The organism is Stieleria maiorica (assembly GCF_008035925.1).
GTDB lineage: Bacteria > Planctomycetota > Planctomycetia > Pirellulales > Pirellulaceae > Stieleria > Stieleria maiorica.
The window spans coordinates 6511673-6524578 of sequence record NZ_CP036264.1 but is presented as its reverse complement, the minus strand read 5'-3'; the positions used below and the strand labels follow the sequence as shown (position 1 = coordinate 6524578).

10 protein-coding genes are annotated in these 12906 nt (G+C 56.5%); 5 read left to right on the top strand and 5 right to left on the bottom strand.

Annotation, left to right across the window (positions count from 1 at the left end; translation table 11 throughout):
* The first annotated feature begins 233 nt into the window (after positions 1 to 233).
* Positions 234 to 1304: a hypothetical protein gene (locus tag Mal15_RS22150; protein ID WP_147869765.1), complete on the top strand. Its 1071-nt coding sequence runs from the start codon at positions 234 to 236 to the stop codon at positions 1302 to 1304.
* An 821-nt stretch (positions 1305 to 2125) separates the two neighbouring features.
* Here Mal15_RS22150 and Mal15_RS22145 read toward each other — a convergent pair.
* The 3 genes from Mal15_RS22145 to Mal15_RS22135 form a co-directional block, all read right to left on the bottom strand.
* Positions 2126 to 2785, bottom strand: a complete 660-nt coding sequence (locus tag Mal15_RS22145) for a hypothetical protein (protein WP_233902958.1) — start codon at positions 2783 to 2785, stop codon at positions 2126 to 2128.
* A 3-nt stretch (positions 2786 to 2788) separates the two neighbouring features.
* The gene (locus Mal15_RS22140; RefSeq protein WP_147869763.1) at positions 2789 to 3307 is read right to left on the bottom strand and encodes a hypothetical protein; all 519 of its coding nucleotides are present in this window, start codon (positions 3305 to 3307) and stop codon (positions 2789 to 2791) included.
* Positions 3308 to 4676: 1369 nt separating this feature from the next.
* Positions 4677 to 5444 carry a DeoR/GlpR family DNA-binding transcription regulator gene (locus tag Mal15_RS22135; RefSeq protein ID WP_147869762.1) on the bottom strand — a complete coding sequence of 256 codons (768 nt, stop codon included), beginning with the start codon at positions 5442 to 5444 and terminating at the stop codon, positions 4677 to 4679.
* Positions 5445 to 5549: 105 nt separating this feature from the next.
* Between Mal15_RS22135 and Mal15_RS22130 the strand changes: the two genes are divergently transcribed.
* Positions 5550 to 6767, top strand: a complete 1218-nt coding sequence (locus Mal15_RS22130) for an MFS transporter (protein WP_167546986.1) — start codon at positions 5550 to 5552, stop codon at positions 6765 to 6767.
* Complete coding sequence (locus Mal15_RS35180) at positions 6764 to 7396, top strand: HAD-IA family hydrolase (protein WP_147869760.1); 633 nt, start codon at positions 6764 to 6766, stop codon at positions 7394 to 7396. Before Mal15_RS22130 ends, Mal15_RS35180 begins: the two co-directional genes overlap by 4 nt.
* 496 nt (positions 7397 to 7892) lie before the next feature.
* Here the strand turns inward: Mal15_RS35180 and Mal15_RS22120 are convergent, their stop codons facing one another.
* The gene (locus Mal15_RS22120; RefSeq protein WP_147869759.1) at positions 7893 to 8228 is read right to left on the bottom strand and encodes a hypothetical protein; all 336 of its coding nucleotides are present in this window, start codon (positions 8226 to 8228) and stop codon (positions 7893 to 7895) included.
* 216 nt (positions 8229 to 8444) lie between these two features.
* Complete coding sequence (locus Mal15_RS34200) at positions 8445 to 8840, bottom strand: hypothetical protein (RefSeq protein ID WP_167546985.1); 396 nt, start codon at positions 8838 to 8840, stop codon at positions 8445 to 8447.
* A 189-nt stretch (positions 8841 to 9029) separates the two neighbouring features.
* Between Mal15_RS34200 and Mal15_RS34195 the strand changes: the two genes are divergently transcribed.
* A complete protein-coding gene (locus Mal15_RS34195; protein ID WP_167546984.1) occupies positions 9030 to 9698 on the top strand; it encodes an SWIM zinc finger family protein in 669 nt (222 codons plus the stop codon).
* Entirely contained in the window at positions 9695 to 12886 is a 3192-nt protein-coding gene (locus tag Mal15_RS22110) for a DUF6493 family protein (RefSeq protein WP_147869757.1), read from the top strand. The genes Mal15_RS34195 and Mal15_RS22110 overlap by 4 nt, the downstream gene beginning before the upstream one ends.
* Positions 12887 to 12906 lie beyond the last annotated feature (20 nt).

The window sequence follows — 12906 nt, the reverse complement described above, 5'->3', positions numbered from 1 at the left end:
CGCACACGGAACGGAATGATACACTCAATGTGCGAAGCGGCGTTAGGATTCATGAACGGCTCAGGGCCTGACGTCACGCGGATATTGGTGTGAACATTCCGAGGGATCACGAGATGAAGGGATTGAATAGGTCATTGAGACGAATGTCAGTTACTTGTTGTTGGCTTGTGCTTGGTTGCTCGATCGGGGCAGCCCAAGATGCTCCGGAATCCCCAAGAATCGACAGTTTGGTCATGCTCGATCCGCAGCCGGTTGCGAGTGATCCGGCGGTGATTTGGCACGACGACTTTGACGATGACAAAAACCAATCACGCTATGCCGAGCAGAGCGGTGATGTCGTTGACCGGACGCGTTTCGGCGGCGTCGGGAAATCGCTCCTCATGAAATACCCGAAAGGGAGTCGCGGCATCGGCGGCCGCAAAGTCTTTTTTGGTGACTCGCCCACTCATCGATCGCATGTCGTCCGCGGCGAGGAAACGTTCGGCGATGTCTATTGGCGAATCTACGTGAAGCATCCTCGCGATTGGAACGGCGGTGGTCCGGCCAAGCTTTCCCGCGCGACCAGCCTGGTGCCGCCCGGTTGGCGGCAGGCGATGATCGCACACGTCTGGAGCAGTGGAGAGGCACTCACATTGGACCCGGCATCGGGAGTCCGTGAAAGTCGTGTGGTCACCACCAGGTACAACGACTTCGACAACCTCCGCTGGCTCGGAAACAAACCGGCATCGCGGTTCAAATTGCACGGCGACGATGGGGCCGGCTGGTGGGTCTGCGTCGAAGCCCGTGCCAAGCTGAATACTCCCGGCGAGCAGGATGGAGTGAACCAATTGTGGATTGACGGCCGGCTGGAAGCGGAGAGACGCAATCTCGATTGGCGTGGAAAATTCAGCGAGCGCGGCATCAACGCGGTGTTCCTGGAAGCCTATTGGAACCAGGGCTCTCCCGTCGATCAGGCTCGCTGGATTGACAACTTCGTTGTCTCGACCAAGCCGATCGGTCCGGTCGTCTGCTCGAAGAATCCGGTTTTGATCAAGACACCGTACCGAGGACCAGGGAGCCAACGCGCGTGGCAAGTGGAGATCGCCGACGACAACGCGGGCGATGAAATCGTCTGGCAGTCCAAACCGAGTCGCGAGCAGTACCGACTGACAGTTGGGTCGGAGACCGGAAGCTTTGTCGGAGTCTCCGAAACAACACACCAACTCGGTTCCAATCGCGTTTACTATTGTCGAGTTCGCCAGCAGAGTGACACCGGCCAGTGGTCCTCGTGGAGCCCCTGGCATCAACCGTTCCAGACGCAATAAGCGAGCCGGACTGATCGCAGGATGAACGATCGATCGGGGCGGGCCGCTTTACGTGGACTAAAATGATCCGCCGCCGACGACGCACCGATCGGTAACACCGCCAAGCATGCAAACAGCGCTGAGACGCTCGCAAGCCGACTTGATTCACGCCAGATTGTAAGTGTTTGCCGCAACATAAACTGTCGTAGTGACGCACAGATAGACAATCGCCGACCAACTGTTCAGCAATTTTAATTTCACCTAACACCTAAGTTTACCGGACCCGACGACGCATCATCAATCACTTGCTTCGGCGCAGCGGTGAATCTGACCGCCGCGCTGGAGGGCGATTCACAAGTCGCAGCGGCGAAAACACCGACGCGACTTGGGCAAGAATTCCGATTCGGCGACAATGGAAAGGAGTCTTCCCCTATTGCTCCCGCGTATTACAGCCTGCCTGTGCCCGGATGAGCGATGTCGTCAACTGACAGGCTAGAGCCGGGTCGCCTCGGAGAAGAACCTTGTAAATTGCCCCTCTGCCCAAGATCAGCGCATCGCACTTGCCACGACGCTGCTCCGGCCGATGAAACCGGAGCACTTTCGCGGATGACCGATTCAGCGCGTAGGTATCCCAGTTCTGCCGAAACCGGTGCGATTTCGGCGGCGATCTTCGAACTGTCGGTCGATGCAACTTCAGCATCTTGTAGATTCTCGCAACTCGCATCGGTGTGTGGCAGAAAAAGCTCCGCGGGTCACTTTGAGACTAAGGACACGCCCTCCGTACGCACATCGGAGATTTGTGGCAGACCAACTGCAGCTTCCCCGGTTTTGTCGAACTTGCGTTACTGTTTGCACGCATCAAGGATGTATTTTAGGTACCATTTTGCAATCATGTCGGGATCATTGCTGACCATTTTATCATCTAGCCTGACGGAGGACTTACTCTGTTTCGGCCTAAAACGAATTTGACCAGCCCACCCGATGTCGCCGTTGCCATTGGTGGTTTGTTGCACATGAAGACAGAAGGCGTAGCCGGGCTTAGTGTCCCATTGAGCAGGCGTGATCGCGTACGGCGGGCGGTCAGACCCTCCAGGGAACAGCGCCTTGTACACGGCGTTCGTCTTCTTGTGGTGGTCAATACAGAGACAGATTTGGTTCGCAAATTGAACTTTGTCGGCAGCTACAACGTAAATTCCAAGCGGACCCGACCGACGCAATTCGATCGCCAGACTCTTGAGTATCGTCTTGTCGTTAACTCCCTTCGCATCAAGCGCCATCAGAACTGATTTTGTCGGCGCAAATCCTATGCCAAGCCGATGAATCACTTCGTTGATGAACACTTTTCGTCTCGCTTCGTCCAAGGGTTCAATCGCAGCGAATTTGTTGTAAGTTTCTACAAATTCGTCAAATGATAGCGGCTTGTGGTTCTGCGCCAGTAAGGGAGATACGCAGGTCAGTAAATTGAGTAACCCGCAAGCTAAAAGCACACTTCTCATTCGCATGACCTATTCTCCCAATTGAGTTTGAATTCGCTGAATCCTGGAAAGCACTTGTCTATTTCGCGGATGAATGCTCTGTGCGACTCTGTACTGTTCGAGGGCCAAACGGCTACGCCCCAACTCGTGGTGAACATCACCAAGATCTACATGGATCTTGACTTGCTCTCGAATATCGGCCGGTGTACGAAGGGCGACGTACCAAATGGAACAAGCGGCAACGCTCCAGCCCATGGCGAAACTCAACGCTAGCAGCCGAACTCGTAGAGGGAGGTGTTCTAGTACTCTTGTTCCGCCGGTGCCACTTCGCTTAATCTTCTTCCGCCAAATGCTTATAGCCACACCGAATGCGAGAAACACGGAGATTACGAGCATCAATTCGGGTGCTTGAGGTGCCGCTAAAAAGAGTTCATTCCATGCGATGGCAGCTGCGGATAAGCCGGTCAGCAAGCTACTTACCGTGACTGCGACAAATACGTATTCCTCCTGCAACACCTTCACAATACGCCCCCATAAGTCAGAAGACACGCTGGCACAATTCCCGACTTAAATCGATTGCCGTGCAAATCTCAAGTCGCTCCCCGCCCATTCTTGTTGAATGCCGTACTCGATTCAAGGCTTGCACGCCAAGCGAGGAAAGTGCCTTCGTGCTCCACACGGCAAGCGGATAGGTACTGTTACCGTGCCTGAATGCTGAATTCGCCGCGTGCTCACGATTCAACGCGGCCTCGCAGCTGTGTTTTGTGTTTTGGCCCAGATCCGATCGGCAATCACCAAAAAATGTTGCGAATTAACGCTCTAGTGGCAGTAACCGGTACGGGGATAGATTCACTTGCCCTGGACTATTCCACTAAAGACCGAAAGGTAGCCAACGTATTAGCCGACAACTTGCTTGCTCAGGGCGAGCCGTCCTGTGTCATCAACATCAACCCGCTGAAGGCGAAACCGCTGTTAGTTGCGCCCTGTCCTAAGTCGCAGAAGTTGGACAAGCCGAGAGCTACTGGAAGACTGGCGAATTGCCTTTGGTGCCGAACACCGACGCAGCTCCGGTGGCCGACGCCGGAGCATCGAAAACCGGCAAGAGCGATTTCGATTGAGGACGCCACTGAATATGCGAATAGACAGATGGTCGAATCAAACTGGCCCGTGCGGGACCCACCACGTTGATTCGCATTCGTGTAGGCGGTGAATCTGACCGCCGCGGCGTAGCAACTCCGATTAGACGCGAAGACCATGCAGACCGAAGCGAACTTGGCAATGAAATGTGCTGGACTCCAGCGGAGGATCATCCACACTTGTCGCTTTAGCGTCGACCGTTGCGTCAGAGTTCCGAATGACCAGTGCCCGTCACCTCCACGCCGGAGAGAATCCTCTCGGAAACAGAATCTTAATGACTTGGCTGCTTGCCCAAGATCGGCAAAGCGAGCTTGCCAATTCGCTGCACCGGTCGATGAAACCGGAGCATCCAAATCGGGACGCCCTCCTCCGGCGAAACCTGAATGACCGCCCCGACTTCCGGCCGACTCAAATCCGCCTCGGTCCATGCAACCTCAGCAAGACGAAAACGCTCTCACGACATCCAAGCCATCACGATGGCGAACAGTAACGCAGCGATGGCGAACATGATCATTAGCCCTCCACAGCCAATGGAGTTGTTGGATCCACCTACATCGCCGAATAGATCAAAGTCGTCTAGCAAGGTACTAAATATGCGAATGGGGCGATTGTCGAGTCAAACGAGCCAACTTGGGGCTCACTGAGGTGAACTTCATTCGTGCGGGCGGTGGATACACCTCTGCGCGTTGAGCGATTTGTAGACACTGACTTGGTTTACTCGGTTCGAGTCCCATTCGGGGAGCGTCCTGATCGACTAGCCCAATTCTGAGATTGTCTCAAACTAAGAATTTACCATGACTATTTCGATCTCAGGTAAGCGTTGATGCAGACTTCCGATGATACTGTGCGATTCTTTTGCGGTGGTGATTATGGTGTCGCCAGCTTCGAGTTCGGCAAACTCGAACGTGCCCTGAACTCCCAGTTTCTCTTCTGCGACCAAAAGGATAATGCGGTCGGCACGCTGTCGAACGAGTCGCTTGATCTCGGCATCTTCCCGCGCGGCGGTTGTCAGTTGCCCGGTCGAGGACAGTCCGCGAGGCACAAGGATTGCAAGGTCAAAATGGGTGCGGCTAAGTTCTTGGCAAGTCGCGCCGCCGACCAATCCCTGCATCACCCCATCGACTTGGCCACCGGGAACGATGGTCGATACCTTTCCGCCCTCACCGAGGCGAACAGCGGCGGGAAGGTTGCCCGTCAACACGGTCAGGTCACTACGGCTTGAAATCGCTTCGGCAAAACAATACGCGGTCGAACCGTGATCAAGAAATAAGACAACACCTTCCGGAACATGCTCTGCACCAGCATTGGCGATTTTCCGTTTCTCATCAATGTCCCGAATCGCCCGCCGCTCGTACGGATACGGGTCTTCGGACAATCGCAGCGCACCACCACGAACTTGTCGCACGCAACCGTTGCTGTGCAATTCGCTGAGGTCTCGTCGGATGGTGTCTGTTGATACGTCGAAGCGGTCGCTCAGCTCGTCAAGGCTGGCCCCGCCATGCTCGTCGATCCAGAGGGCGATTTTTTCTCGGCGTTCGGATGCCAGCACGCGAAATCCTCCATAAATTGCATATTATTGCAAGATACAGCTTGTTGCCGCATTTTCAAGCGATAGAATTCAGCTTCCATTGAAAAAACTGCAATATATCGCAAGGTGTTGCGTCCAATCGGCTACTTCGTGGCCAACGGGCTGATCATTGGCGGATGGGCTGCCGCTATTCCGATCGTCGCACGCAACGCAGGGCTGGACGAAACCTCGCTAGCCGTCGTCCTGCTGTCGTTCGCAGTTGGTGGGATGATGGCAATGCTTTTTACACCTGCCGCGATCGACTGGATTGGGACCAATCGGCTGTGCGTTCTTTCGGCAGTCGGTTTCTCACTCATGTTCGCAACCGTGTTCGGCATCTCTGACAAGCTGTCGTTGGCATTGTCGGCGTTCGTCTTTGGTGGGTTCCACGGGACGATGGACGTTGCCATGAACGCCGGTGCGATCGAAGCGGAGAAAGTGACTGGCACAAGGTTCATGTCGAAACTTCATGGTTGCTTCAGTCTTGGAGCAGCACTTGGGGCGGCAAGCTTTGGCCTCATCTCGACTGAGCTTGAAGCGAATTCGGCGTTATTCTTTTCGTCCGCCATCGTTGCATTTCTCTTCGTGATCGTTTTCGCATCGAGAACCAACGATGCTGCGTCGTCTCGTCCCACGCGGTTCGACGCACCCGATTGTGAAGCCTACAGCGAAAGTCCACAGACCAGCCAATCCAATTCGCGTCCGCTAAACATCGTGCCCGTGCTGGGCTCGATCGCGTTTTGTTGCTTGGTCGCGGAAGGAGCGATGGTGGACTGGCTGGTCAAACTGTTTCAAACCGGCGAGCATACCTCGGGCCGCGCGGGATTTGTTTACGCGTCGTTCGCTATTGGCATGTCGGCTTGTCGATTTGCGGGGGATCTGATTTCAACGCACATCGGAGATCGGCGCACTATCGTTTTCGGCTGCTTGGTTTCCAGTGTCTCGCTGGCTGCCGTGCTGCTGACAACCGATGCTACTCTGGCTTGCGTTCCTGCCTTAGTAGCAGGAGCCGGACTGGCGAACGTGATCCCGTCGACATTTCGCGCGTGTGGTTCGGACAGCAAACAGTTTGGCCGGATACTCGCAAGAGTCACCACGATCGGCTACGCGGGATTCTTGTTTGGCCCACCAATCATCGGCGTGATCGCGGACGCAAGCTCGTTACGACTGGCTTTGGTCGTTCCAGTCGCATCACTCGCGATAGCGAGCATGATTGCAACAAGGAGCGGTACGTTGAAATTGCCTGCAAATGCAGGCGGAAGCAGATTGCGATACTGCAATGAATTGACAGGAGAAGCCAAATGAGTCCGGAACAGTTTTCAGCGTTGATCAAGCAGGCATCGCTCTTGCTATTCGATTTGGATGGAACTCTCGTTGATTCATCCAGAAGCGTTCGTCGCGCGTGGAGGGATTTTGCCGCTCGACATCAGGTTGCGGAATCGGCAATCTTTGCGATCTCCGAAGGTCGTCAAGGCCATGCCGTCGTCTCCGAACTGCGGCCTGACCTTGATGCTCAGGCGGAAGACCGAAGGTTGGTCGAGCATCAGATTGCCGATACGGCGGATGTGGTCGAGATTGCGGGGGCGGCACGTTTGCTTCATCAGCTTGAGCCGACTCGGTGGGCGATTGTGACCTCGTGTACCGAGCGACTGGCGACGGCACGCCTCGACGCGGCTGGCTTACCGCGACCTCGCTTGCTGATCACCGCTGACGATACGATGCGCAGCAAACCTGACCCAGAGGGTCTTCAACTGGCAATGAAGCGATGTGGTGTGCAGCCATCGGAGTGTGTCGCGTTCGAGGATTCCCAAGCCGGGATCGTAGCGGCGGTTCGAGCCGGAACGCGAGTTATCCAAATTGGTCCACGTTCCCATTCGAGCAATGGAGATACGGTCGCGAGCATACGAGACTGGAATCTCTTCGTCGATTGCTAGGCAATCTCACATCGCATTCGCTGAGATCACACTTGGGCACAGGCCAAAGAGGTGGTTGTCCTTTGAAGCAGAAACGATGAGAGTGATTTGAACTAGATTGATCAAACTTTCGTCGCAGCGATAATAAGCTGTCGATCGTAGATGTCTGTCGCGGCGTCGATGATCGTCCAAGCAGCGTCCTCGTACGAGGCAAATGGCCCGGCGTCGCGGTTGATGCGAATCGTGCTTCGCACGTCAGGGCTTTTCTGACCGGTGCTTGCCATGCGACCGGGGCAGAAGACCACGTCGTTGATGTCAGCCTGACGAATAGACAAACCGAACGCTCTGGGCAGTCACGAAAATCCGCTTCGGTCCGTTCCGCCGACGCAATTCCGGGTGCTCTGTCCCGATGCTTCGGTGGCCGACGATTTACTCTCCTTAGGACAGGCGGATTGCCCTTGGCGACCAGCCATCGCAAGTCGAAAGTTTCGACCCGCCTGCACAGATCCGAAGAGGTTCATGGCTGGTCCGTCCTAAATCCGTTTAGGCCGGCGGGTTTTCGAGGTGCGGTTTCGGCCGCTTCTGCTGCTAAGTCAAGAATGATCAACTCCCAATCGTGAATCAGTTTGCCGGCGTTGAGTTCATCGCCGGTGTCCGCTGCCCCGCGTTTCAACGAAACAATGGTCTCAACGTCAAAACGACAAATGATGGCCGACCCAAAGTGTTGCCAGGGAGCGCCGTTGAGCGATGTGGCGGCGCCAAACCGAAGGGTGCCAAAAAGACTGCTCGATTCTTCGTCGACGTAGACCGAACCGCGGGTCGCCATCAGCTGACCGACAAGTGAACCTGCCATTCGTCGATGCGGTTCATAGCCTATGATGTAGCTTTGTAACAGATATGGCGACGAAGATGCCTGCCCGGCGAGGAAAGAACCATGGCCGCAACCGCCCTCAGTTATTCCTATCGCTACCCGTTCGAATCCGCTGTGCTTGAGTCGGCATCCGCTCCGGCGATGAGACTCGCCACGAGCCTTGACGGGACCTCGGATGACTTGTTCTTCGACGGCTCGCTAAGGCAACCGGCTCTCGTCGGGAAGTGCCTGACGGTTTTGTCGTCGATCGTTCGCACCCGCTTCTATCAGCCCCTCGACCCGATGATGCTCGATCCGGTTGTGACCAGCGGCGGAGGCATGCTGCGGTTCGAAGGCTTTAGTAGCTGCTGCGGTGTCTATGCTCGGGTCGACTTGGCACCGGAAGCATTTGATACGGATCTCCGCGGCAAAGGCACAACGAACGTCGATTTTAATGACGCCATGCGAACGGCTCTGCGGCGGTTGTCTGATAACGACGACGCTCAACTGCAGGTTGGTGGCGAAGGTGTCACGCTGCGAACGGACGACGACAAAGTTGTCGAACGCAAAGTGAAGCTGCCCGTTCGGTGGATCAAAGGCTTTTGCGAAGTCCAAGCGTATCAGCCGCGGATGACGCCTCATTTTGAACTCACGCAGAACGACGCTCGCACACTATTCCGCAGCTTCCCGAAAGGCAGCAACGCAAAACGGCCCGTTCATATCACTCGAACCGGCCGCACGATGAGGTTGGCGTCGCGACCTCAACGAGGCTCGGTGCAACTGGAAGGAGCCGATCGGGTCCGCGTGCTCGAACCGCTGATTCCGTACACAAAGCAGCTCAACATCTGGTACGACAGCGACGCCCACACCAGCGGATGGGAATTGCAGTTCGACATCGGCAGCATGTTCACGCTGGTGAGTCCGGAACTGAATCGTGGCTTCAGCGGAGAAGGCCAGATGCTGTCTCGCCTTGCCACCGGCCAATGGCAAACCGCGATGCCTGCCGTGACCGATTCCCTCAACTGGCAGTCGCATATCGACATCGCCGACATCAGCCGCAGCAGCCGGGTTGGCGAAGCCCAAATCGAAGCGGCCCTGGCCGTGCTGGGTACCCGCGGGCTGGTGGGCTTCGACGTATCGAGTAACAAATATTTTCACCGAGTCCTCCCGTTCGACATGGACAAAGTGGAGAAGCAACAACCGCGTCTCGTGGCCGCTCTCAAGTTAATCGATGCCGACGGCGTGAAACTTTTCGAAGAAACACCTGACGGTCCGAACTTCCAGGTTGCCGGCACCAACGTCGAACACTTCGTCCGCTTGCGACCCGACGGAGACCGCTGCACATGCCAGTGGTTCAACCGATATCAGGGCCAGCGCGGACCCTGCAAGCACATTTTGGCGGCACGGATCGTAAAAGATAGCGATCAGGCGTCCGTTGACAGTGTCACGACGGATTGCGAGGCGACCGAATGACGTTGGCCCAAGAAATACGGACACCTGAAGGTTTTCTGCAGCGGCTGCACAGCGTGTCGCCGAAGGTTTTCGCGAAAGCGGTCGCTGACTTCACAGACACCGATCGTCGGAAACTGTCGAATACGGCGCAGGAACACGCAAAGGCGTTGCGAAAACAAGAACGCGAAGCAACCACGCTGAGTGGTGTTTCGATGGTCGAAATGATCCGGCGAGGGCAAAGCCGCCTGGAACGGAAAAACCTTGAGTTGGCGGCGGCGCATTTGGGATTGCTGGCGGTGGCTCCGAAGTCGGCAAACATGATCCCACTGACCAACGCTCGAGCGTTGTCAGAAACATGGTCTGCAACGGAACCGACCGAACACGAGACAGCGGCAATCACGATTTTGCTGGATCGCCGACCGGACTGGGCTCAACAATGGCTGGAGCGGCAACTGGAAGCGGGCGACTGGAGCTGGAGCCTGATGTGGCCCAGCGTCAAACGACTGCTGGATAACGGCCTGTGTGCGGCTCCGGATACCGAAGGGTTCGCGCGATTCATGCACTTCGTTCTGCGCGGGTCCGATCTAGCGGAACGGCCAGAACTTGCCGAATACATCTGGCTTCAGTTCCGCCATAGCACCGGGTTTCTAAACTCCAACGGCAAGCTCCGACAGCCCACCGATCCGGCAGAAATCCAACGGTGGTCGACGGGCGCGGAATGGTTGTGGCACAACGTGCATCACGGTCGCGTGGATCGCGGGCGCGTCATCGAAGAGGCGCTTGCGGCCTACTGGCGAGACTTCACCAACGCCGAACGGGCGACGTTGGGCAAGTTGCTCGAAGCGCTCGCATTGACGGACGAGGAATTCGTCAAACACCAGGCCGAATTTCGTAAGCTGATCTCAAATGATTCGCCGGCTGTCGTGACCTTCGCACTAAAAATGCTGAAGGCCAAAACCGCGGCGGATGGATTCGACGCGGACGCCGTCATGCGTGAACTGCCCCGCGTGTTTCCGATCGCGACAAAGACGCAGCCGAAGTCGGCTTTGGTTCTGCTGAAGTCGCTGGTTGGAAAAAACACGAAACGCGTGGAATGCGGATGCCACGCCGCTGCCGAGGCGCTGCGTCACGAAGAAGTGGACGTGCAGGAAGCTGCTGTCAAACTGCTGGAAGGATGGTCGAAGACATTTGTCCCCACCGAAGCTTTGCAGCAATCGCTCAACGACGTGTTTCCCGCCGTGCGGTCGCGTATCGAAGCACTGCTGGCGGCGGCGGGCGTCGAAGTCGACGACGCCGATCGCTCAGACCAGATCGACACCGTTGAGGTTGCCACTGAGATATTCCGTGAGATCGAAGGGTGTCCGCCAAGCATACGGCGTGCACTGGCGCTGGATGAATCGCTGACGGCCGCGACCGCCGGCGCACTTCTTCCTCGAGCGGACATCAATGCACTCCCGGTCGACCTCGGTCGTCTGGACACGGTCCAGCCGCTGGAGTCCGTTCATGATCTGATCGACGCGGTCAGCGAAATAATCGGAAGCATCCAGTCACCGATGCAACTGGAACGCGTGCTCGACGGGATCAGCAGATTCGGGGCTGACTACCCCGACGGCTTCACGGAACGAGTGGCTCCGATTCTGGCCCGATTCGAGTCAAACGACAATCGCATCCCACCGTTTCAGGACACCCTGTTTTTCCCGTCCACGTACGGACTCATCTTCGACTGGATGCGAAAAAATTTGCAGACGCCGCCTGCTCGGCTGCCGAAGTTCCTAAGTTGGGTGACCTTTGATCCGCCGAACATTGCCAAGTCGCTTGACCTACGGGCCGGCGAACTTCGACGAAGCTTCCTGCAAACTCGCCCATCACTACCGTTATTGTCACTGCCGACTCATGAGCACGGCTGGATTGATCCCCAAGAGTTTGTTTCACGGTTGAAGCAGTATATCGATGCTGAGCAGGAAGTCTGTCCAGCTGATTTGCGGTTAGGTTTGCTGAGGCTGCCACCAAATTCCGCTTTTAAAAGCGAAGCGTTGATTGAACTCCCCGACGCTTATCAGCGGTTGCTGGCCTATTTGAGTGGCGAAGATGCAGACGTTCAATCGGATGACGATCCGAGTTTCTGGCTGGTTGCCGGTCGATCACGCAATCCGCGAGGAAACTTGCCTGAGCTGTCCGCACTGAAGATTCCCGACACGGCGTGGGGACTGGTTCCGGCTGAGATCAAAGTGTGGCTCGCAAATTCTCCGTCGGCGATCGAATACAACGCTCGGCAGCACCAGAAAGAACTCGCAAAGAAGCAGAACGAAGGCGGCGGCACGTCCATCGGCGATCGACTTCGTCAGGCGGGAGCCGGCTTGATGGCGATGACCGGAATTCACCTAGCACACGCAGGCGAAGGGCCACTCGTTTCCATCGAACCAAGCGGCGACGGTGCGAAATCCGAGTTCCCCACCGTCGTGATGGCGTCGCGAGTCGGTTCGTTCCGTCGTTGGTTCGATGGTCACCTGCCTGATTGGGCCGAGCAATGGCAGGCGATGCACTGGCCCTCCAACACAGACGGAAACCTTGCAATCGCCATGGTGTTGATGCTCATCCGTATGGACAACAACGCATCAAGCTGGGAGCCATCTGCACCAGCTCTGCGGCCGCTGCTGTGGTCTGAATGCGCGTGGTCGGAAACCGCCTTGACCGCTCTGTGGCTAGGTTTGTTCGCAAAAGATGTGGATGTGCGAGCTGTCGCGACGGACGCGTTGACCGAAGGCATCCTCGACGGACGAGCTCACCCGGATGAGCTATCGCCTACCCTCGTCGACTTGCTCCAACATCCTTGGCTGAAGCTCAATCGCCTGGCGGAATCATTGACTGAAGTTGTTCGAGTATCGTCCTGGGCGGCGATGGTCGTATCCGAGGTCCTCAGCGCTGTCATCGCCTCCTGGAACGACGTGCCTCGGGACGGGCACCACCTGCTGACCGTGCAGCTCGCGGCGTTGATGGAAGTCGACGGGCAACTGCCGGAAGAAGCCCGACAACCATTGCAGCAACTGAAAGGCGGCAGCAAGACAGCAAAACTGGCTAAACAGCTGCTGGCACTCGAGGGGCCAAATCAATCCGGTACGCATAACTCTACTGCGCGACACTCTAATGCACGACGGCGGGCCTTGCTGGAGGGGCTCCAGTGTCGAATGCAACGGCTTCCGCAATTCTGAACGGCTTTGGACGACACCAC

Coding starts and splice junctions, on each gene's coding strand:
- Mal15_RS35180 (WP_147869760.1), top strand. CDS start 6,764: ATGAGTCCGGAACAGTTTTCAGCGTTGATCAAGCAGGCATCGCTCTTG.
- Mal15_RS22145 (WP_233902958.1), bottom strand. CDS start 2,785: ATGCGAATGAGAAGTGTGCTTTTAGCTTGCGGGTTACTCAATTTACTG.
- Mal15_RS22120 (WP_147869759.1), bottom strand. CDS start 8,228: ATGGCAGGTTCACTTGTCGGTCAGCTGATGGCGACCCGCGGTTCGGTC.
- Mal15_RS22110 (WP_147869757.1), top strand. CDS start 9,695: ATGACGTTGGCCCAAGAAATACGGACACCTGAAGGTTTTCTGCAGCGG.
- Mal15_RS22150 (WP_147869765.1), top strand. CDS start 234: ATGCTCGATCCGCAGCCGGTTGCGAGTGATCCGGCGGTGATTTGGCAC.